The following is a 20,681-nucleotide window of genomic DNA, read 5'->3' as shown; positions in this document are numbered from 1 at the left end:
CCTGACCCCGGTCTGAGCCCTGTGTCGGCGGCAAGGTCCGTGACGCGGCGACTCGGGAGGGCCGTCGCCTCGGACACGGCCTGGTTCGAACACGGCCAAGTTCGGAGACGGCCTACTTCGAGGGCACGGCCTACTTCGAGGCCACGGCCTATTTCGAAGGCACGGCCTGGGTCGAGGGCGGCTGGGGGCGGGTTGCTTCTTCGAGCAGTTCGAGGAGGTGGCGGTAGGGGTGACCGGTGGCTCTCGTCATGCCCAGTTCGCAGGTGCGGTTCACGGAGACGTGGGCGGAGGCTCCGTGGCGGCGTACGGACCGGGCCTCGGAGGCGGTTGCGGAGGCGGTCAGTTCGGGGTGCAGCAGGCCGCGGTCGCCGGCGAAGGCGCAGCAGGTCCAGTCGTCCGGTTCGACGACCGTCTCGGCTGCCGCGGCGGCGACGCGGAGGAGTGAGTCGTGGATGCCGAGACGGGTCGAGGAGCAGGTGTGGTGGACCACCACCGAGGGGACCTGTCGGGCGCGGGGCAGGCGGGGCAGGACGGCGGTGTCGGTGAACGCGACGGCATCGACGACGGTGATGCCGTGTTCGGCGAGCAGGGCGGCCAGTCCCTCGGAGCAGGAGGCGGCGTCCACGACGACCGGGAGCGCGCCGTTGCCGGTGGCGCGCCGCAGCACGGGAAGGACGAGGTCGCGCATGGCGGCGTGGCCGTCTGTCAGTCCCTTCGACTTCCAGGGTGTTCCGCAGCACAGCGAGGCGATGCCGTCGGGTACCCGGATCTCGATGCCGGCGCGCTCGCACAGCGCCAGGAAGGCTTCGCGGACGCCTCCGCCGGATCCGGCGGACGACGGCTGCGCGGCCCCGAACATGGTGGTGACGCAGGACGGGAAGAAGACGGCCTCGGGGGCCCTCGCGGGCCGGGCACGCCGCGGGGAGCCGCCTCGCGGCAGCTCCGGTGACCACGCCGGGACGAGTTCGGCGCCGAGGAGCGCTCGCCCGACGGCCGATGCCTTGCCGGGCAGGGCGGACGGGGCCGCGTCGGCGGCGGTGAGCGCGCCCGCCGCCGTACGCGTCACGCCGTCCCAGTGCCTCGCCGCCGAGACGCCCAGCTTCTGCGCTGTGCTGCCGAGGCGTTCGGTGCGCAGGCGGCGGGTCAGGTCGCCGGTGTCGATGAGCACCGGGCAGGCCGTCTGGCACATGCCGTCGACCGCGCAGGTGTCCACCGAGTCGTATTGGGCTTCGGCCTCGATGCGCGCCGCCAGCTCCGCGTCGCCCGCGTGGTGCGCGCGGGCGGCTTCGCGGCGCAGCACGATGCGCTGACGCGGGGTCAGGGTGAGGTCCCGGCTGGGGCAGACGGGTTCGCAGTAGCCGCACTCGACGCAGCGGTCGACTTCGCTCTCGACGGTCGGGGTGGACTTGAGGTGGCTGATGTGGACGGCCGGGTCGTCGCTGAGCAGGACGCCGGGGTTGAGGAACCCGTGGGGGTCGAGCAGTTGCTTGACCTCGCGCATGACCTCGTACAGCTCGTCGCCGTATTGGCGGCGTACGTACGGCGCCATGATGCGGCCGGTGCCGTGCTCGGCCTTCAAGGTGCCGCCGTGGCCGAGGACGAGGTCGACCATGTCCTCGGTGAACGCGAGGTACCGGTCGACGAGACGGGCGTCGTCGAAATCCTCGTTGAGGAGGAAGTGGATGTTCCCGTCCTTGGCGTGGCCGAAGATGACGCTGTCGGAGTAGTCGTGCCGGTCGAACAGTGCGGTCAGCTCGGTGCAGGCGGGCAGGAGGCGGTCGACGGGGACGGCGATGTCCTCGAGCAGCGCGGTGGTGCCCGAAGGGCGCGCTCCCGCGACGGCCGCATACAGGCCCTTGCGGACGTGCCAGAGGGTGGCGCGGGTATGCGCCGAGTCGGTCAATGCGGCCGGCGCCGCGAGCGGGAGTCCGGCGAACAGGCCGGCAGCTGTCCGCACCCGGTCCTCGAGGGCCTCGGCGGTCGGCTGCTGGTGTTCGACGAGCAGGGCTGCGTGCGTGCGCAGGTCCAGACCGCGCAGCTGGTCGGTGGCCTTCGGGTCGCGTCGGGCCACGCGCAGGCTTGTGGTGTCGAGGAGTTCGACGGCGGCGAACCCGGCGGCGACCAGGTCCGGAAGAGCGCCGGTGGCGGCCGCCAGGTCGTCGAAGAAGAGCAGTCCGGTGGCCGTGTGGGGGTGGATCGGCACGGTGCGGAACGTGGCCTCGGCGACGAAGGCCAGGGTGCCTTCGCTGCCGATGACCAAGTGCGTGAGGATGTCGACGGCACGGCTGTGGTCGACGAAGGAGTTCACCGCGTAGCCCATGGTGTTCTTGAGGGCGAACAGGCGGCGGATCGTCGCCGTCGACGCCGGGTCGGCGCGTACGCGGTCGCGGAGGCGCAGCAGGCCCGCGTGGATGCCGGGTTCGAGCACGCGCAGCCGGTCGTCGGCGTCCGGCGCGCCGGTGTCCAGGGTTGTGCCGCTCGGCAGGACGAGGACGGCCGATTCGAGGGTGCGGTACGTGTTGTACTCCGTGCCGCAGGCCATGCCGCTGGAGTTGTTGGCGACGACGCCGCCGATCGTGCAGGCGATCTCGCTGGCGGGGTCGGGCCCGAGCTTGCGGCCGAAGCGCGCCAGCCGGGCGTTCACCGAGCGTACGGTCGCGCCGGGTTGCACCCGGACGCGGTCGCCGTCGTCGAGCACCTCGATGTCGCGGAAGTGGCGCCGCGTGTCGACGAGGACGCCGTCGCCGCCGGCCTGGCCGGACAGGCTCGTACCCCCGGAGCGGAACGTCAGAGGGAGCCCGCGCGCGGCGGCGGCCCGGAACAGCGCGGCCATCTGTGCCGCGCCGTCGGGGCGTACCACCGCCCGGGGCACGAGAAGGTAGTGCGAGGCGTCGTGGGCGGCGGCCAGCCGGTCACTTGCCCGCGCGGCGACGGCGCCGGGCGCCGCCCGCTCCAGGCTGCGCAGTGTGGCGCCGTCGGTGGCGGGCAACCCGGGGCGTCCGCGGGCGTCGGGGGCGCGACGGCCGCGGTGTTCGGCGTGCCGCACGGCTCACCTCCGGTCGGCCGACGGCGGGGCCGGCGGTGCGGGGCGGCCGCTCGGCGCGGCGGCGAGGGCGGTCAGGGCGCGGCGCACGTATCCGCCGGCATCCGCCAGTGCGGTCCGGCACTGTTCGGGGCTCGGCCCGACGCCGCGCCCCGTCCCGGACCCGACATCAGTCCCGGTTTCGGACCCGGTTGCGGACCCGGTGCCGGCTCCGTCGCCTGGCCGGGCGGGGTCGGGTCGCCGGGCCAGGAGGTAGACGACCGCGGTCTTGATGTCCCCGCACGCGTCGAGCGCGGCGGCGGCCTCGGCGCGGGGTACTCCGGTGGCCTGGCCCAGCACGTCCAGCGAACGACCGCGCAGCTTCGCGTTGGTGGCCTGCAAGTCCACCATCAGGTTGCCGAACGTGTGCCCCAGACGCACCATCAACGCGGTCGAGAAGGTGTTGAGGATCAGCTTCTGCGCGCTGCCGGCCTTGAGCCGGGTCGAGCCGGTCAGCGCCTCCGGGCCGGTGTCGGCGACCAGCACGTAGTCCGCGAACTCGGCGAGCGGAGCCGCGGGGTTCGACGTGACCAGCGCGGTGGGCACGCCGAGCACGCGGGCCGCCGACAGGGCCGCGCCGACGTAGGGTGTGCGCCCCGACGCGGCCAGCCCGATCACGACGTCGCCGGAGCGGATGTCGCCGGTGTCGGTGCCGTCGACCACATCCTCGGCGTCCTCGACCGCGGTGACGAACGCCCGCGCTCCGCCCGCCTGGTGGGCGACGACCGTGTCGGACACCCCGAAGGTGGGCGCGAGTTCGGCGGCATCCAGGACGCCGAGCCGGCCCGATGTCCCTGCTCCGAAGTAGTGCACACGCCCGCCGTCCGCCACCCGGGCGGCCGCGACGTCCACGAGGTCCGCGATGCGCGGGAGTACGGCCGCTACCGCACCGGGTACCGTGCGGTCCTCGGCGTTGATCAGCCGCACGAGTTCGAGCGTGGGCACGAGGTCCAGGTCCAGCGTGCGGTCGTTGACCTCTTCGGTGGGGGAGATCACGTGGATCCGGGGCTGTTTCACGTGCGGTCTTCCTCCCACGAGCCGTCGTCGGCGTCGGTGCGACGGCCGGCGACGGCCCGGCGGGTGATTTCGAGGGCGGAGATCGCCCGGTCGTAATTGCGCTGGGCGACGGCGGCGAAGAGTACGTCGACGACGCTCAGCGCCGCGATCCGCGACGCGGTCGCGCCGGAGCGGAAGGTCGTCTCCCGGCCGGCGGTGGTGAGCAGTACGTCGGCCATCTGGGCGAGTGGCGAGTTGGGGGCGCTGGTCAGCGCGACGGTCCGCGCCCCGCGGGCGGCGGCCTCGCGGATGGCGTCGACGGTGTCGGTCGTGGCGCCGCTGTGCGAGACACCGATGGCGACGTCGTCCGGGCCGAGCAGCGCCGCCGCGGTGAGCGCGGCGTGGGTGTCGTGCCACGCGAAGGCGATGAGCCCTATGCGGTGCAGTTTCTGCTGAAGGTCGAGAGCGATGACGGCGCTGGCTCCGACTCCGACGATGTCGATGCGGCGTGCCACGGATGTCAGGCGTACGGCCTCGGCCATGGCCGCGCGGTCCAGGATGCGTGCGGTGTCGGCGATCGCCTGCCGGTCGTGGTAGGTGATCGTCTCGATGATCGCGTCGAGGTCGTCGTCGCGGCCGATGTCGCCCCCGACCTTGCGATTGCCGTCCGCACGCTCCTGCTCGCGGCCCGACTCGGTGGCGAGCGCGACACGGAGGTCGCGGTAGCCGTTGAGGCCGAGTTCGTGGCACAGGCGCAGCACCGTCGTCTCGGACGTCTGTGCGGCGCGCGCGAGTTCGGTGATGGTCTGGGCGGCCACCATGGCCGGGTCGCGGAGGATGCAGGCCGCCACGCGGCGCTTCGACGGCACGAGGGACGGCGCCAGCCCGCGGAGGCGGGCGAGCAGGTCCCGGCGTCCCGACGGGGTGGCTGCCGGCTGCCCTGACACGCGCGTGCCCGCGGTCGCCCCGCGGCTCTCGGTTGCCCGGTCCTGGGTCGGTGCCATGGTCATTCCCCCGTCTTCTTCTCGACCCGTACGGCCGCTCCGGCCGTATCCGCGGTCGTCTGCGACGGCGATTGTGCAGCATCCGCGGCTTCGGCAAGGCGGCGGCGCATCACGTGGCAGGCCAGGCGGTGTTCGCCCGATCCCGGCGTGCCTGCCGCGCCGACCCGCGGCACCGGGAGCAGTGCGGGCTCGTCGGTGCGGCACACGTCCTCGGCCAGGGGGCAGCGCGGGTGGAAGCGGCAGCCCGAGGGCGGCGCGGCGGCGTCCGGGACCTCCCCGGTGACGACCGCTTCCACCCCGCCCTGGCCCTGCGCCGGGTCCGGCAGCAGGACCGCCGCCTGCAGCGCCTTGGTGTACGGGTGCAGCGGCTCGTCCGACACCGCGTCCCACGGGCCGACCTCGACGATCTTCCCCAGGTACATCACCGCGATGTCGTCCGCGAAGTGCCGGACCATGCCCAGGTCGTGCGAGATGAACACGAACGTCAGCCCGAGCTCTTCGCGCAGCTTCACCAGCAGGTTCATGATCTCGGCACGCACCGAGACGTCCAGGGCGGACACCGGTTCGTCGAGCACCAGGACCTCGGGCCGCACCGCGAGCGCCCGGGCGATGCCGAGTCGCTGGCGCTGGCCGCCGGAGAGCTGGTGCGGGTACCGCTCGGCCAGGGCGGGCACCAGGCCGACCTGTTCGAGGAGTGCGGCGACCTGGTCGGGGCCCGACGGCAGGCCGTGCACGGCAAGGACCTCGGCGAGTGCGGCGCCGGTGCGCTGGCGCGGGTCGAGTGAGGCGTACGGGTCCTGGAACACCAGCTGGATCGTGCGGCGCAACCGGCGCAGCGCGCCCCGCTTCGCCGTGTCGACCCGGGCGCCCAGCACCTCGACGGAGCCGGCGTCGGGCCGCTCAAGCCGGGTCAGCAACCGGGCCAGCGTCGACTTGCCGCAACCGCTCTCGCCGACGACGCCGAGCACGCGGCCGCGTTCGACGCGCACGCTGACGTCGTCCAGCGCGTGCACGGTGCCGCGGCCGGCCGAGCGGTAATGCCGTACGACGCCGCGGACGTCGATGGCCGGTGTCCCGCCGGTGGCACCGGCGTTCTCGGTGTCGGCCGGCAAGGACCGCGGCGGTTCCGCGGTGTCACGCGTCCTGCGCACGCCCGGTCACCTCCAATCGCTTCCCCGTCCATTCGTTCCGGGGGAACCAGCAGGCCGCGCGCGAGGAATCGCGGTCCAGCAGGGGCGGTTCCTCGGTGGTGCAGTGGTCGGCGCGATGGGGGCACCGCGCCGCGAAGGGGCAGCCTCGCGGCAGGTCGGACAGCAGGATCGGACTGCCGCCGATCTGCGGCAGCGGGGCCTGGTGCGGGTGCGCCGGGGTGGGCAGCGACCGGAGCAGGCCGTCGGTGTAGGGGTGCTGCGGCGCGGTGAACAGCCTTCGTGTTCCGGAGAGTTCCGCGACGCGTCCGGCGTACATGACGGCTACCCGGTCGGCGATGCGCGCGACCACGCCCAGGTCGTGCGTGATCCACACGACGGCCAGGCCGTACTCGTCGCGGAGCCGGGACACGGTGGCCAGGATCTGCTGCTGGATGGTGACGTCCAGCGCCGTGGTCGGCTCGTCGGCGATCAGCACCTTGGGCCGCGGCGCCAGCGCGCAGGCGATCAGCACACGCTGGCGCATGCCGCCCGAAAGCTGGTGCGGGTACTGCCGCATGAGGGCGCGCGGGGAGGGCAGCCCGACCTCCCCGAGCACGTCGAGCGCACGCTCGTGGGCGGCCTCCTTGGACCATCCGTGCGCGCGCAGGCCCTCGGTGACCTGCTTGCCGATGCGCATCACCGGGTTGAGCGAGGTCATCGGGTCCTGGTAGACCATGCCGATCTCGGCGCCCCGGATCCTGCGGCGTTCCTCCTCGGGGAGGGTGACCAGGTCGCGCCCCTCCAGGAGGACCCGGCCGTCGGTGACCTCGGCGCCGCCGGGCAGCAGGCCGGCCACGCTGAGTGCGGTGAACGACTTGCCGGAGCCGGATTCGCCGACCACGGCCACGGTTTCGCCGCGCTCGACGTCGAGGTCGACGCCGCGCAGGATCTCCAGCGGCCCCGAGGCCGTGCGGACCGCGGTGCGCAGTCCGCGTACGGCCAGGACCGGTTCGCGGGCGGGCCGGACAGCCTCGGCGGGCCCGGCGGGCGCCGTGCCGTTGCGGTACGCGCTGCCCTGCGGCGTGTTCGGGTCGTGCTTCATGAACGGGACTCCCGCCGGGGGTCGAGGGCGCTGCGCAGCCCGTCGCCGAGCAGGTTCAGGGCGATCACCGCGACCACGATCGCCAGCGCCGGGAACGTCAGGGTCCACCAGGCGTTGGCGACGGTGCTGCGGGCGTCCGAGACCATCAGCCCGAGGCTGGCCGCGGGCGGCTGGGTGCCGAGCCCGAGGAACGAAAGGGACGATTCGGTGAGGATCGCCCAGGACAGCGCCAGGGTCACCTGGACGACGATGGGCGCGCTGACGTTGGGCAGTACGTGCCGGAGCATGATGCGCGGCAGCGGAGTGCCCAGCACCCGCTGCGCCTTGATGTACTCGGCGTTGCCGACGGACAGCGTGGGTCCGCGGGAGACCCGGGCGAAGATCGGCGTGTACACGACGGCGATCGCGATCGCGGTGTTCTGCCAGCCGGTGCCCAGCGCGGTGACGACGGCGAGGGCCAGCAGGATCGCCGGGAAGGCGAACAGGATGTCGACGAAGCGGCTGACGGCCTGGTCGACCCAGCCCCGGAAGAACCCGGCGCAGATGCCGAGCACCGAACCGATGACCGTGGCGATGGCGACGGACAGCACGGCGACGCGCAACGAGGTCCAGATGCCGACCGCGACGCGCGCGGCGATGTCCCGGCCGAATTGGTCGGTGCCGAACCAGTAGGTGCCGGAGGGGCCTTGGAGGCGGTCGTCGGGGTGCTGCGCGATCGGGTCGTGCGGCACGGCCCCGACCGCGCCGAGCAGGGCGACCAGGACGAGCACGCCGGTGACGACCAGCCCGATCCTGCCGTTGCGGTCGTGCCACACGCGGGTGAGCAGACGCGTACGGGTGTTCGCGGGTGTGGAGGCGGGGACCGGTTCGGTCTCGGTGGCCAGGGGTTGGATGCTCATGCTGCTCGCGTCCTTGGGTCGATGGCCCGGTAGAGCAGGTCGACGATCAGGTTGACCAGGACGAACAGCACGGCGATGACCAGCACCGTGCCTTGCACGACCGGGTAGTCGCGGTTGGTGATGGAGGTCAGCAGGAGCCGTCCCATGCCGGGGAGCGCGAAGATCTGCTCCACGATGACGGTGCCGCCCAGCAGGTAGCCGAACTGGATGCCGGTCAGGGTGACGATCGGGATCGTGGCGTTGCGCAGGATGTGGGCGCGGCGGATCCGGCCGGGGTGCAGGCCCTTTCCGCGGGCGGTGCGCACGTAGTCCGCCTCGGCCATCTCGACGTACTCGGAACGGGTGGTCCGCATGACGTTGGCGGCGAAGGGGATGGCCAGCACGAGTGCCGGATAGAACACCTGGCTCATGTTCTCCGAGAACGAGGTCGTCAGCGGGACGAACGTGCCCGTGTTGGGGAAGTAGCGGAACACCTCGGCGAGGATCGTGACGACGGCGGTTCCGACCACGAATTCGGGGATCGCCAGGCCTACCAGGGCCGCGCCCTGGGTCGCGCTGTCGGTCCTGCGGCCCGCCCGGGCGCCGGCCAGGACGCCGAGCGCGACCCCGGCCGCGGTCCCCATCAGCGCGGCCAGCGCGGCGACCTCGATGGTCACGGGCAGTGCGGTGCCGAGGAGTTCGGTGACCGTCTTGCCGCTGGTCACGGAGAGCCCGAGGTCGCCGTGCAGGACGCCGGAGATCCATGTCCAGAGCTGCTCGAACCACGACTTGTCGATGCCGTAGTAGTGGTTGAGCGAGTCCCGCTGCTCCGGGGTCAGGGTGCCCGACTCCGTTCCGAGGGACGCGGTGACGGCGTCGCCCGGGATTGTGCGCAGCACGACGAAGACGACGATTGTCACCCCCACCAGGGTGAGCACGGCGCCTCCGAACCGCGCGGCAAACCATCGCCAGGTCAGCATGCGGTCGGCTCCTCTCGAGGTTGTGAACCGGGTCGTGGTGTCGGTGGTGTCGGTGGGTGAGTTGGTGGTGCGGGTCGATCGCGGTGCCGGTCGCGGGTCGGCCGTGGAAGGGTGCGGCGCGGGTGGAGGTTCCGGGCCGCGGTCCGGTCGGGCGGTCGGCGTGGTCGCCGCCACGGGGGGCGTGGCTGCGGGCCGCGCCGACCGCCCTGGGCCGGCCGCTGGGCCGTCAGGCTCCTGCCTGTGCCCTGGTGCCCGCGGCCGGGGGCCTTCGGGTCACTTCACCGCCGCCAGCGACGTCAGCAGTTCGTCGGGTCGCGCCGTGAAGCCCTGCACCCCGGACTTGACCAGGTAGTAGTCGTCCGAGCGGAACATCCAGATCCACGGGGACTCGGCGAGGAGCTGCTTTTGCAGGTCTCCGTAGATGGCCTTCCGCTGCGCCTCGTCGTTGGTGGCGTTGCCCTGCGCGAGCAGATCGGCCAGCTTCGGCGACTCCAGGCCGGCCGGCTTGCTCAGGCTGCCGCCGGCGCCGAAGTAGCGCCCGTACATGAGATAGGGGTCGTAGGAGCCGCCGTTGAGGGCGACCGCGGCTTCGTAGTCGGCGGCCAGCCACGCCTGGACGTACGGCGAGGTGGGGAGTTGGCGCAACTGGAGGTTCACGCCGATCTTGGCGAGCTGGGCCTGCAGGTTCTGCGCCTCGGCACCCGCGGAGGCGTACTCGCCGGTCTCGACGATCGTGTCGAGCGTGAATCCGCCGCCGTAGCCGGCCGCCGCGAGCATCTGCTTGGCCTGGGCGGTGTCGCCGGGCGTGCACGGCAGTCCCTCGGTGGCCGGGTACGGGAACGCGGGGCTGGTGATGGGGCCGGTGACCGTGCCGTCTCCGTAGGCGGCGGTCTTGAGGACCTGGTCCCGGTCGACGGCACACGCGATCGCCTGGCGGACCTGCTGGTTCTGGAGCGGTCCGCGGCGGCCGTTGAGCATGAACGTGTGGTACGCCAGCGTCGGTTGCTTGACCAGCTCGTAACCGCCGCCGGAGCCGGCCTGCTGCGCGATGCCGGGGTCGGAGATCAGGCCGATCTGGAAGGCGCCGGCCTTCATGCCGGACAGGATCGACGCCTCGTCCGGGATCACCCGGAAGGTGAGGGTGCCGATCGCCGGGGCTCCGCCGTAGTACGCGGCGTTGGAGGTCAGCACCACCTGCTGCCCCTGGTCCCACTGCTTCCAGGTGAAGGGGCCGGTGCCGTCGGGCGACTTGCCGACGGTGCCGGCGGTGATGTCCTTCGCCGCGAGGATCGAGGTGTTCACCGAGGCGAGGGAGTAGAGCAGCGAGGCCGTGGGCTTGCTCAGGTGGAGGACGACCGTGGCCGGGTCGGGTGCGTCGATGCCCGTGATCGCGGTCAGGTTGGAGCGGGCGACCGCTCCGGTGGACTGGTTCAGGATGCGCTCGAGCGAGGCCTTCACGTCCGCCGAGCCGAACGGCGTGCCGTCGTGCCAGGTGACGCCCGTACGCAGGGTGAACGTGACGGTCAGGTTGTCCGGCGAGATCGTCCAGGCGGTCGCCAGGTCGGGCTGGAGGGACCCGTCGGTGCCGGTCTTGACCAGCGACGAGTAGACCAGGCCGAGGGTCTGCTGGGTCTGGAACGCGGTGGCGAGCTGCGGGTCGAGCTTGTCGATGTCGCCGGTGCGGGCGACGGTGAAGGCGGAGACGTCGCCGGACGACGAGGAACCGCTGCTCGGTGAGCAGGCGGACAACCCCACCGTGAGGGCGACGGCGGCGGCCGTGATGCCGGTCATGAGGCGACGGGGGGCCGGACCTCTTCGGATGGTGGCGCGCACCTTCCGAGGGGTCCCCCGACGCGGCGCGATGCGAGTTGTCATGGCGACGTCCTTCGAGCTGCGGAGCGGCAAACTTGGCTCAGGTTAAATCTTCACCTTGATGACAGGCAAGAGGTAAACCATTAACCTCTGGCCTGTGACCGCCACACCGCATCCCCCGCCACCGGTCCTCCTCACGACCGGCCCGCTGCGCGAAGCCGCCACCGAACTGGTCGGCCCCCGGCTCGGCGGGCTGCCGCCTCCCGGGGCGCTGGTCGCCGTCGCGGCGCAGGGGACCGTCGCGTATGCGGCGGTCGGCCACAGCCGGGTGCACCCGCCCGGAAGCCGCACCGCGACGCCGGCGACGACGACGCCCAATGCGACCGAAGCGGAACCGATGCAGTGGGCCACCCGGACCGACGCCGGGTCGGTCACCAAAGTGCTGGGCACGACCGCGGCCCTCATGACGCTGACCGACCTCGGCCACCTGAACCTCGACGACCCCGCGCACCGCTACGTGCCCGGCCCCGATCCCGACATCCGCCTGCGGGACCTGCTGGAACACCGTGCGGGACTGCGCGAGTGGTGGCCGCTGTACCTCGACGGGAGCGGCGGGACCGATGCGGTGACCCGAGCGGCGCGCATCCCCCGGCGCTACCCGATCGGCGCCGGACGCCACTACTCCGACCTCGGCTTCATCCTGCTCGGCGGCGTGCTGGCGCGCATCGGTGGCGGCCTGGAGCACACGGTCGCGGAACTGGTGCTGAGGCCGTACGGACTGACCGGGACCGCGTACCGCGCACCGGTCCCCGGCGGCCCGGTCGCCGCGAGTTCCACCGGAGACCGGGTGGAACGCGCGATGGTCGCCACCGGCACGCCGTACCCGGTCCCGGCCGAGGTCGCCGCCGCGGCGGACGCGTTCCCCGGCTGGCGCGACCACGTGCTGGTCGGCGAGGTCAACGACGGCAACGCGTTCCACGCCTTCGGCGGCGCGGCCGGGCACGCCGGCATGTTCACCACGGCCGCGGACCTGCTGCGCTTCGCCGGTGCCCTCGACGACAGCCTCCGCGGTCGCGGCCCGATCCGCCCCGTGACCGCGGAGGCGTTCGCCACCCCGGGGGCCGACCCCGGGCAGGCCCTCGGCCTGCGCGTCTGGCACGGCCCCTGGGGCAGAGCGCTCGGGCACACCGGGTTCCCGGGCGTGGCCGTGGCCGCGCTGCCGGACCGCGGTGCCGCCGTCGCGATGATCACCAACCGCCTGCACGCCGTGGGTGGGGGCGCCGGAGGGGCGGGCGGCGAATCCGGAGGCGCGGAAACGCCGCCGGCGTCGCTCGGCGACCTGCGGCCGACCGAGGAGATGTGGCTGCGCGTACTGGCCGCGGCCGCGGACCACCTGAACACATAGACCGACCAGCTCACCTGGAGAACCGCGTGGATCTGACCGTCATCGGCATACTGTCCGGGACCTCGTACGACGCCGTCGACGCGGCCGTGGCCGACTTCGCGCTGGACGGGACCGCAGTCGTCTGCCGCCCTCGCGGCACGTACAGCGAGGACGTGCCCGAGGAACTGCGCGCCCGCCTCTCGGCCGCCCTGCCGCCGCACCCCACCACGCTGGCCGAGGTCTGCCGCCTCGACACCGAACTCGGCCGGTTGTTCGGCGCGGTCGCCGCCCGGGCCAACCATGAAGTCGCGGGCGGCGAGGCGCACTTGGTGGTCTCGCACGGCCAGACCGTCTACCACTGGGTGGAGGGCGGACACGCGCTGGGCACGCTGCAACTGGGTGCCGCCGCATGGATCGCCGAGGCCACCGGGCTCATGACGGTCACCGACCTGCGCACCCGCGACATCACCCGCGGCGGGCACGCGGCACCGCTGGCCTCCACGCTCGACGAACTGCTGGTCCTGTCCGGGGAGCCGGCGCCCGCCGACGGCCCGGGCGAGCCGCGGCCGGGCGTACGGCGCGGGTCGCTCAACCTCGGCGGCATCGCCAACATCACGGTGCGGGACCGCGAGGGCCGGGTGATCGCGTACGACATCGGCCCGGCGAACGCGCTGATGGACACGGCCGTCGTCGACGCGACGGACGGGGCGGAGCGGATGGACAAGGACGGCGCCCGGGCCGCGCGCGGCCGGGTGGACCGCGAACTCCTCGACCGTCTGCTGGCCGAGCCCTACTACCGGCTCGCTCCGCCGAAGTCGACGGGCAAGGAGCTCTTCCATGCCGAGTACGTCCGCGAGGCACTGGGCGGCCGGGCGATCGGGGCCGACGACCTCCTCGCCACGCTGACCGAACTCACCGCGCGGCTGGTCGCCGACGCGTGCCGCGAGCACGACGTGACCGAACTGGTGGTCGCGGGGGGCGGGGTACGCAACCCCACCCTCATGCGCCGCATCGCGGAACTCGCCGCCGGCACCGGCATCCGCCCCATCGACGACTTCGGGCTCCCGGCGCAGGGCAAAGAGGCGTACCTGTTCGCGCTCCTCGGCTACCTCGCCGTGCACGGGCTGGAGGGCACCGTCCCCTCCGCCACCGGCGCCCGGCGCGGATCCGTCCTCGGCTCCCTCACCCCGGGGGCGCGGCCGCTCGAACTCCCGGCCCCGGCAACGGTGCAGCCGCGGTACATGCGAGTGGTCCCGTGAGCGCGGCGGAGCGGGTGGCGGCCGGATCCGGCCTGCGCGGTGCGACGCACGACGACCTTCCGGCGATGGCCGAGATCTTCGTCCGGTCCTGGCTGGGGGCGTACGGCGGGATCGTCCCGGACGACGTGCTCGACTCCCTGCAACCCGGGAGCGTCGCCGCCGACCTGGCGGTGGGGCTCGACGACCCGCGGCTGATCACGGTCCTGGCGCTCGGCACCGCCGGGGAGCCGGTCGGGTTCGCCCGTTTCGGCGACGACGTCACGGACCGGTCGGACCGGTCGGACCGCGAGGGCGGCGCGGGCGGGCGCGACGGCTACCTCGCGGCGCTCTACGTCCATCCGGCCGCCTCGGGCCTCGGCATCGGGGGCCGTCTCCTGCGCCACGCCCTCGACGCGATGCCTGGGCGGGCCGTGGGACTGTGGGTGTTCGAGGCGAACTCCCGCGCCCGCTCGGTGTACGAGAAGGCCGGGTTCCGCCCCGCGGGCCCCCGGCGGACCGATCCGCGCTGGCGCACACCCCAGATACCCATGCGGCGCCCCGCCCGCAACGAGCCGCGCCCGCTCCCGGCGCTACCGGACCTCACCCTCCCCCGAGTCCGCGCGGTGTCCACGACGGTGGTCCAGCGGCCGCTGCGCCGGCCGTTCCGCACCGCCCTGCGCACGGTCCACACCCTGTCGGCGATCGAGGTCACCCTGCACACAGCGGACGGCCTGTCGGCGACCGGCTCCACGGTCGCGACCCCGGCGGTCACCGGCGACACCGCGGACGCCGTCCTTGCCGCCCTGCACGGACCGATCAGCCACGCCTTGCGCCGCGGTCCGCGGGACTTCGCGCAGGCGCTGCGCGCGGTCGAGGCGGCGGCGCCGGGGGTGGCGTCCGCCAGGGCCGCCGCCGACGTGGCTCTGCACCACCTTGCGGCGTCGTCCCCGGCGTTCGCCCGCACCGGCCTCCCCGGACTCCTCGGCAACACACCCCTGCCCGTCCGGTCGGACCTCACAATCAGCGTGGACAGCCCGGCGGCAATGGCCACCTCGGCGCTCGAGGCCGCGGAAGCGGGCTTCGACACACTCAAGCTCAAGCTCGCCGACGCCGAGGTGGACGTACGCCGCGTGTCCGAGGTCCACGCCGGACTCGGGGGCGCCGAACGCCGCGTCGTGCTGCGCGTCGACGCCAACCAGGCCTGGACGCCCGACGAGGCGGTCCACGTACTGGACCGGATCGCGGCTCTCGGCATCGACCTCGAACTGGTCGAACAACCGGTCCGCGCCGCCGACCTCGCCGGCTTGGCGCACGTCCGCCGGAACTCCCCCTGGCCGGTCCTCGCCGACGAAAGCGTCTTCACCGCGGACGACGTACGCCGCGTCGCCGACGCGTCCGCGGCGGACCTGGTCAACCTCAAGCTCCTCAAGTGCGGAGGCCTCGGCCCCGCGCGGGAGGTGGTCGCCGCGTGCGCCGAAACCGGGCTGGGCCTGGTGGTCGGCTGCATGCTCGAACCGGCCGAAGGCGTCGCCGCCGCCCGGCACTTGGCGGCCGCCGCCACCGTGGGCCCACTGGCCCACGACCTGGACGCGGGCTGGTGGGCGGCGACCTGACCGCACGCCGGTGCGGCGACGGCCGCCGCCGTCAGCCCTTGCGGCGCGGTTTGCCGCGCTTCGCGGGGGCGGCCCCGCGCGGCGGATTGGCGCGGGTTCCGCCGGTCTTGCCCGTCGGCTTGCCGGCGGCTTTGCCCTTGGACCCGCCGGCCGCTCCCCCTGACCGGCCTCCGGCAGACGTACGCGCGGCCTTGGGCTGCGGCGGGGTGGGCGTACGGCCGCGCGAGCTGTTGACTGTGCGGCCGCGCACGATCCCGATGAACTCCTCCACCAGGTCCGTGGTCTCCCCCTCGCGCCACGACAGCGCGACCCGCGACTCGGGGGCGTCGGTCAGCGGCCGGTAGGTCAGGTCCTTGCGGTGGTGCAGCCGCGCCAGCGACTGCGGGACGACGAGCACGCCGACCCCCGCCGCCACCAGCTCGACCGCGTCCCCGGTGGTCGCGGGCCGCTCGACCGCGGGGCGCCCGGGCAGTTCCTCCCACGGGAGGGCGTCGTCGAGCGGGTGCAGCACGATCTCGTCGGCCAGGTCCTCCGTCGTCACCTCGTCCGCCGCCGTCACGACGTGGTCCTTCGGCACGACGACGACCGTGGTCTCGGTATAGAGGGGAATCGCGCTCAGCGCGGTGCGGTCGACCGGTAGGCGTACCAGCCCGGCGTCGGCGCCGCCGTCGCGCAGCAGGCCGGCCGCCTCGTCCGCGGTCGCCGCGACCAGTTCGAGCGGGACGTCCGGCAGGCGCTCGTGCCAGGTCCGCACCCATTTGGCGGGCGTCACCCCGGGAACGTACGCGAGCCGGAACGAAAGGGGTGTCTCCGAGCCTGTCACCCCGTCAGGTTACCGGGCGTGATCCGAGGGGCCGCGCATGCTCGCTACCCTTGGCGCCATGACGTCGCACAAGACCGCCCAGACGATGAAGCCCGCGACCGCGGCGAAGAAGCTGGGTGTGTACCTCCAGGCCACCCCGCCCGAGTTCCAGGAGGGTGTCGTCTCGCGCGACGAGCTGAACGCGCTCCAGACCGACCCGCCCGAGTGGCTGCGCGAACTGCGCCGCAACGGACCGCATCCGCGTCCCGTGGTGGCCGCGAAGCTGGGCGTCTCCATCGCGGGCCTGGCCCGCGGCGGCGTCACCGAGGCGCTGACCACCGACGAGATCGAGGCGCTGAAGGACGAGGCGCCCGAGTGGCTGGAGCAGGAGCGCGCCACCCAGGCCGAGGTCCGGCGCGAGGCCGCGCGCCTCAAGGAGAAGCAGCAGGACGAGCAGGCGAAGAAGGACGCCCCCGCACCCGCGCGGGCCGCCAAGCCCGCCCCGAAGCGCCCGGCCGGGCGCGGCGGTCGGCGGTAGTCCCGTGGCGCTGCCGGTGGACGAACCCGCCACCCGCCCCTACCGCGTCACCTTCGTCTGCACCGGCAACATCTGCCGGTCGCCGATGGCCGAGTGGGTCTTCCGCAAGGTCGTCGAGGACGAGGGCCTGGACGGCCTCGTGGAGGTGGACAGCTCCGGCACGGAGGGCTGGCACCGCGGCAAGCCGGCCGACCACCGTACGGACGCCGTCCTGCGCGCGGCCGGCTACGAAACCGGGCACGCCGCGCGCCGGTTCGACGCGACGTGGTTCCCGTCGTACGACCTGGTGGTCGCCCTCGACAGCGACCATCTCCGCGAACTGCGCCGCCGCGCCCCCGACGACGCCGGCCGCGCAAAGGTGCGCCTGCTCCGCGAGTTCGACCCCGACGCCGACGACGACCTCGACGTCCCGGACCCGTACTACGACGGCCCCGAAGCCTTCGAGGAAGTCCTCACCCTCATCGAGTCAGCCGCCCCCGGCCTGATCACCCACATCCGCAGCCACCTGACCACCGCCCCCTGATCCGTTTGCACCCCAGCTCGGCCACGCGGGCGATAGCTCGGGCGGTCCGAACCATGGGCGTCGGCCGATCGACGAGGCACAAGTCGGGAGCGCAGCCGCTGGACGACAGTGGGGCGACGCTTCCGCAGCCGCCGATGGAGGCGAACGCGCGGACGTTCCTGGTGGACTGGTCGATCCGTGTCGCCGTCGTCCGTGTTCCTCGAGCGGGCACGCCGCTGGCGGAACCTTGAGCATCTGTCGATGACGGCGCCGGACCGTGCCGCGTCCAGATCGGCGTCGGCCGAACTGGGCCAGATGCTGCGCGATGCCGAACGCGAAGTTCTCGGAGGCCGATGAGCAGTCGGCTGTGGGAGTTCGACCCGACGCGCGAGTTCGCGTACGACGGCTATCCCTGGAAGTCCCGGCATGAATCGACGAGATCGAACAGGCCGTGGACTTCGGCCTCGCGATCAACGCGGCCCGCAGGGCGAAGGGTAGGACGCAGCAGAAACTCGCCGAGGCCACGGGGATGCGGCAGGCGAACATCTCGGCGATCGAGCATGCCGGCGTGACTCCGACGCTCGCTCGGGTCCAGCGGCCGGCCAAGGCACTGGACATCCGCGTCGTGATCGTCGTGGACGTTGTCGACGGGCGGGATGTCATCGAGTACACGATGACCCCGTATTCGTCAGCCGCCTGAACGGCTCCCGTACGACGTCGGTTCGCGGTTGGCGCGGGCCCGCGCCACGCAGCCGCGGGGCGGACGCGCGGACGGCGCGGGGATCGGGGTTTCCGATCGCCGCGCCGTCTTGTGTCGGTGCGCTTTTTGGGGGTCAGCCCATGTGGACGGCGCCGCCCTCGCTGGGGAGGGCGTCCTTGCCGGCGTTGACCAGGAGGGCGGCGATGACCGCGCCGACCACCATGATCGCGGCGGCCCAGCCGAACGCCTGGGTGTAGCTGTCCAGGCTCGCGTCGACGAACGCCTGGTGGGCGACGTTCGCGTCACCCATCTGCGGGCCGAGTTCCGCCGCCTTGTCCGACATGGAGTCGTCGAAGGCGGAGGTCGCGATGCTGTTGAGCAGGGCGGTGCCGAGGGCGCCGCCGACCTGCTGGACGGCGTTGATCGAGGCGCTGGCGGCGCCCGCGTCGTGGCCGGTGATGCCGATCAGCGCGGTGCTCGCGACCGAGGTGAACACCAGGCCGAGGCCCAGGCCGATCAGGACCATGCCCGGCAGCACGTCGCTCAGGTACTGGCGCTCGGTGGAGAGGAAGGTGAGCCAGAACGTACCGCCGGCGGCCAGCAGCGAGCCGACCGTGAGCGGGATCCGCGGGCCGATCTTCGGCAGCAGTGCCGCCGAGGCGCCCGCGGTGATGAAGACGCCGACGGTGATGCCGAGCGCGCCCGCGCCCGCCTTCACCGCGCCGTACTCGAGCACGACGCGCATGTAGAAGATCATGAACATCGTCGAGCCGATGAAGGCCGCGCCGACGAGCAGCATGACCAGGAGGGAGCCGCCGCGGTTGCGGTCGGCGACCACGCGGAGCGGCAGCAGCGCATGCTGCGTACGGCTCTCGATCAAGGTGAACAGGCCCAGCAGCAGGACGCCGGCGACCAGCATGACCAGCGTGACGCCGTCGGTCCAGCCCTCCTCCGCGGCACGGGTGAAGCCGTACACGAGGGCGGCGAGGCCGAGGGTGACGGTTATGGCACCGGGGATGTCGTACCGGGTGTTCCCCTCGGCGCGGCTCTCCTTGAGGATCGGCAGCGCGGCGAAGATGGAGACGGCGGCGATGGGGACGTTCACCAGCAGGGTCCAGCGCCACGACGCGTACTCGGTGAGCACGCCGCCGAGCAGCAGGCCGATGGCCGCGCCACCTGCCGAGATGCCGCCGTAGACGGCGAACGCCTTGGCGCGTTCCCGGCCTTCGGTGAACGTGACGGTGAGGATCGCCAGCGCCGCGGGGGCGAGCAGCGCGCCGAAGACACCCTGGAGCGCCCGGGCGCCGAACAGCATGGCCTCGTTCTGCGCGATGCCGCCGAGTGCGGAGGCGGCGGCGAAGCCGGCCATGCCGGTGACGAACGCCTTCTTCCGGCCCCAGAAGTCGGCGATGCGGCCGCCGAGCAGGAGCAGGGCGCCGAAGGACAGCGCGTACGCCGTGACGACCCACTGCTTGTTGGCGTCCGACATGTTGAGGTCGGCCTGCGCGTCCGGCAGGGCGACGGTGACGATGGTCGCGTCAAGGACGACCATGAGCTGCGCGACGGCGACGACGACCAGCACCCACCAGCGGCGCGAGGAGTGGTCCTCGGACGCGCCGCCGGGAGTCGGTCGGGACGGATCGAGAGTGGCTTGGGACATGGAGGTACCCCCGGTGCGGGTGTTATTGCGGATCGGTCCGACCGGGCCGGTTGTGGGGCCCGGATCGGCGATGTGGGCCGAGCGTTCGGCTATATGACGAACGAGAGCGCTCAGCTGTGACGAAGTGCGTGCAGGACCACCGTGTCGATGATGTCGTTCAGGTACGACTCGGTGGCCGGCACCCCGTCGCACAGCGGCCTGTTGAGGACCGCCTGGACGAGGATTCCGCCGCAGTAGTCGGTGGCGGCGGGCATGCGGGCGAGTTCTCCGCGGTCGACGGCCCGCTGCACCAGGGCGTCGAAGGCTTCGCGTTCGGGCCGGATGAGGACCTCGCGGAGCATCTCACCGAGTTCGTGGTTGGTCATGACGACGTGGCTCATGGAGGCGTGCAGCCCGGCGTCGTCCTGGGCGAGTGCGGCCAGATGGCGTGCGACCGAGCGCAGGTCCCCGTCGAGGGAGCCGGTGTCGTCGCCGCCGAGGTGGACCGGCCGCAGGTGGGCGAGTGCGTGGATGACCAGCCGGGGCTTGCCCTGCCACTGGCGGTAGAGGGTGGCCTTGCTGGTCCGGGCACGGGCGGCGATGGCGTCCATGGTGAGCGCCTCGTAGCCGACCTCGCGCAGCAGCGCGATGACGGCGTCGTACAGCTCCCGCTCGCGCTCCGGCGTCAGCCGGCTGCGCCGCTCGGGTGTCGTCGCCTGCTCGGTCGGCATCCCGCCTCCTTCCCTGTTGCCCGAGGAGCATAGCCTATCGAAACGAAACCGTTTCGTACGGGTGGATCACTTCGCAGGCGTCCGGTGGAGAGGAACCGGCGGCCGGGCGATCTGATTCCCCATCAGAACAACTTTTCGCGGGCGAATTCCGGCCACCCGGCGGCCCGACGCCTCAGCGATGATCCGGACGTGCCGGCCGCACGCGCGCACCCGGCCGGCACGTCCGGCGCGGGACGCGTCTCGCAGATTGCCCGTGCGTGCTTTGTGAAGGCGGCAGGCGGGGCGGGTCGTACCGCCCCTTTGACCGTCGGCGACGTGCGGGACGTGGGGGCGGGCGATTCCGGTCCTTGGGGCGGAGCCACCACGTTCCGCACTCTCGCGGAAAGCCAGGAAGCGGGCTTGAGCCGAGATCTGGAGAAATAGCCCACCCGTCACCCGCGCCCGCAAAGCTGCGTCCTAAGGGTTGTCCCGTAAATGATCTCGGTTGTCGGAGTGTGGCGGCTTGATTCGCCGGTCATCCGGCGAGGGTGAGGTTGTGCAGGCGGGCGAT

17 protein-coding genes are annotated in these 20,681 nt (G+C 72.8%); 6 read left to right on the top strand and 11 right to left on the bottom strand.

From position 1 onward, the window contains the following. Positions 1-148: 148 nt before the first annotated feature. From AB0C36_RS28805 to AB0C36_RS28770, 8 genes are all read right to left on the bottom strand, one after another. Positions 149-3,046 carry an FAD-binding and (Fe-S)-binding domain-containing protein gene (locus tag AB0C36_RS28805; protein ID WP_358359489.1) on the bottom strand — a complete coding sequence of 966 codons (2,898 nt, stop codon included), beginning with the start codon at positions 3,044-3,046 and terminating at the stop codon, positions 149-151. Positions 3,047-3,049: 3 nt separating this feature from the next. After that, a complete protein-coding gene (locus tag AB0C36_RS28800) occupies positions 3,050-4,099 on the bottom strand; it encodes an N-acetylmuramic acid 6-phosphate etherase (RefSeq protein ID WP_358359487.1) in 1,050 nt (349 codons plus the stop codon). Further along, positions 4,096-5,088: a MurR/RpiR family transcriptional regulator gene (locus tag AB0C36_RS28795; protein WP_358359484.1), complete on the bottom strand. Its 993-nt coding sequence runs from the start codon at positions 5,086-5,088 to the stop codon at positions 4,096-4,098. The genes AB0C36_RS28800 and AB0C36_RS28795 overlap by 4 nt, the downstream gene beginning before the upstream one ends. Next, positions 5,085-6,233, bottom strand: a complete 1,149-nt coding sequence (locus tag AB0C36_RS28790; RefSeq protein WP_358359481.1) for an ABC transporter ATP-binding protein — start codon at positions 6,231-6,233, stop codon at positions 5,085-5,087. The genes AB0C36_RS28795 and AB0C36_RS28790 overlap by 4 nt, the downstream gene beginning before the upstream one ends. Then, the gene (locus AB0C36_RS28785) at positions 6,217-7,314 is read right to left on the bottom strand and encodes an ABC transporter ATP-binding protein (RefSeq protein WP_358359478.1); all 1,098 of its coding nucleotides are present in this window, start codon (positions 7,312-7,314) and stop codon (positions 6,217-6,219) included. The genes AB0C36_RS28790 and AB0C36_RS28785 overlap by 17 nt, the downstream gene beginning before the upstream one ends. Continuing rightward, complete coding sequence (locus AB0C36_RS28780; protein WP_358359475.1) at positions 7,311-8,213, bottom strand: ABC transporter permease; 903 nt, start codon at positions 8,211-8,213, stop codon at positions 7,311-7,313. The genes AB0C36_RS28785 and AB0C36_RS28780 overlap by 4 nt, the downstream gene beginning before the upstream one ends. After that, positions 8,210-9,172: an ABC transporter permease gene (locus AB0C36_RS28775; protein ID WP_358359473.1), complete on the bottom strand. Its 963-nt coding sequence runs from the start codon at positions 9,170-9,172 to the stop codon at positions 8,210-8,212. The genes AB0C36_RS28780 and AB0C36_RS28775 overlap by 4 nt, the downstream gene beginning before the upstream one ends. A gap of 273 nt (positions 9,173-9,445) precedes the next feature. Next, the gene (locus tag AB0C36_RS28770; RefSeq protein ID WP_358359471.1) at positions 9,446-10,963 is read right to left on the bottom strand and encodes an ABC transporter substrate-binding protein; all 1,518 of its coding nucleotides are present in this window, start codon (positions 10,961-10,963) and stop codon (positions 9,446-9,448) included. A 178-nt stretch (positions 10,964-11,141) separates the two neighbouring features. On the opposite strand from AB0C36_RS28770, the gene AB0C36_RS28765 reads away from it, so the two are divergent. Genes AB0C36_RS28765 through AB0C36_RS28755 form a run of 3 tightly spaced genes read left to right on the top strand, consistent with a single transcriptional unit; the run spans position 11,142 to position 15,219 of the window. After that, positions 11,142-12,389: a serine hydrolase domain-containing protein gene (locus AB0C36_RS28765; RefSeq protein WP_358359468.1), complete on the top strand. Its 1,248-nt coding sequence runs from the start codon at positions 11,142-11,144 to the stop codon at positions 12,387-12,389. Positions 12,390-12,421: 32 nt separating this feature from the next. Then, entirely contained in the window at positions 12,422-13,627 is a 1,206-nt protein-coding gene (locus AB0C36_RS28760) for an anhydro-N-acetylmuramic acid kinase (RefSeq protein WP_358359524.1), read from the top strand. After that, the gene (locus AB0C36_RS28755; protein WP_358359466.1) at positions 13,624-15,219 is read left to right on the top strand and encodes a GNAT family N-acetyltransferase; all 1,596 of its coding nucleotides are present in this window, start codon (positions 13,624-13,626) and stop codon (positions 15,217-15,219) included. Before AB0C36_RS28760 ends, AB0C36_RS28755 begins: the two co-directional genes overlap by 4 nt. A 31-nt stretch (positions 15,220-15,250) precedes the next feature. Here the strand turns inward: AB0C36_RS28755 and AB0C36_RS28750 are convergent, their stop codons facing one another. Then, entirely contained in the window at positions 15,251-16,042 is a 792-nt protein-coding gene (locus tag AB0C36_RS28750) for a LysR substrate-binding domain-containing protein (protein ID WP_358359463.1), read from the bottom strand. 58 nt (positions 16,043-16,100) lie between these two features. Between AB0C36_RS28750 and AB0C36_RS28745 the strand changes: the two genes are divergently transcribed. The 3 genes from AB0C36_RS28745 to AB0C36_RS28735 all read left to right on the top strand — a co-directional run bounded on the left by AB0C36_RS28745 (position 16,101) and on the right by AB0C36_RS28735 (position 17,761). Next, the gene (locus tag AB0C36_RS28745; RefSeq protein ID WP_358359460.1) at positions 16,101-16,559 is read left to right on the top strand and encodes a DUF5997 family protein; all 459 of its coding nucleotides are present in this window, start codon (positions 16,101-16,103) and stop codon (positions 16,557-16,559) included. Between the two features lie 4 nt (positions 16,560-16,563). After that, the gene (locus tag AB0C36_RS28740; protein ID WP_358359458.1) at positions 16,564-17,082 is read left to right on the top strand and encodes a low molecular weight protein-tyrosine-phosphatase; all 519 of its coding nucleotides are present in this window, start codon (positions 16,564-16,566) and stop codon (positions 17,080-17,082) included. Between the two features lie 430 nt (positions 17,083-17,512). After that, positions 17,513-17,761 (top strand): helix-turn-helix domain-containing protein, encoded by a 249-nt coding sequence (locus tag AB0C36_RS28735; RefSeq protein ID WP_358359455.1) that lies wholly within the window; start codon positions 17,513-17,515, stop codon positions 17,759-17,761. A 133-nt stretch (positions 17,762-17,894) separates the two neighbouring features. Here the strand turns inward: AB0C36_RS28735 and AB0C36_RS28730 are convergent, their stop codons facing one another. Continuing rightward, the gene (locus AB0C36_RS28730) at positions 17,895-19,421 is read right to left on the bottom strand and encodes an MFS transporter (RefSeq protein ID WP_358359453.1); all 1,527 of its coding nucleotides are present in this window, start codon (positions 19,419-19,421) and stop codon (positions 17,895-17,897) included. Between the two features lie 110 nt (positions 19,422-19,531). Further along, entirely contained in the window at positions 19,532-20,131 is a 600-nt protein-coding gene (locus tag AB0C36_RS28725) for a TetR/AcrR family transcriptional regulator (RefSeq protein WP_358359451.1), read from the bottom strand. Between the last annotated feature and the right edge of the window lie 550 nt (positions 20,132-20,681).

This window comes from Streptodolium elevatio, from assembly GCF_040649515.1.
GTDB classification, from domain to species: Bacteria; Actinomycetota; Actinomycetes; order Streptomycetales; family Streptomycetaceae; genus Yinghuangia; species Yinghuangia elevatio.
Note: the sequence above shows the minus strand (reverse complement) of the source record. Positions and strands in the feature narration are given on the sequence as shown.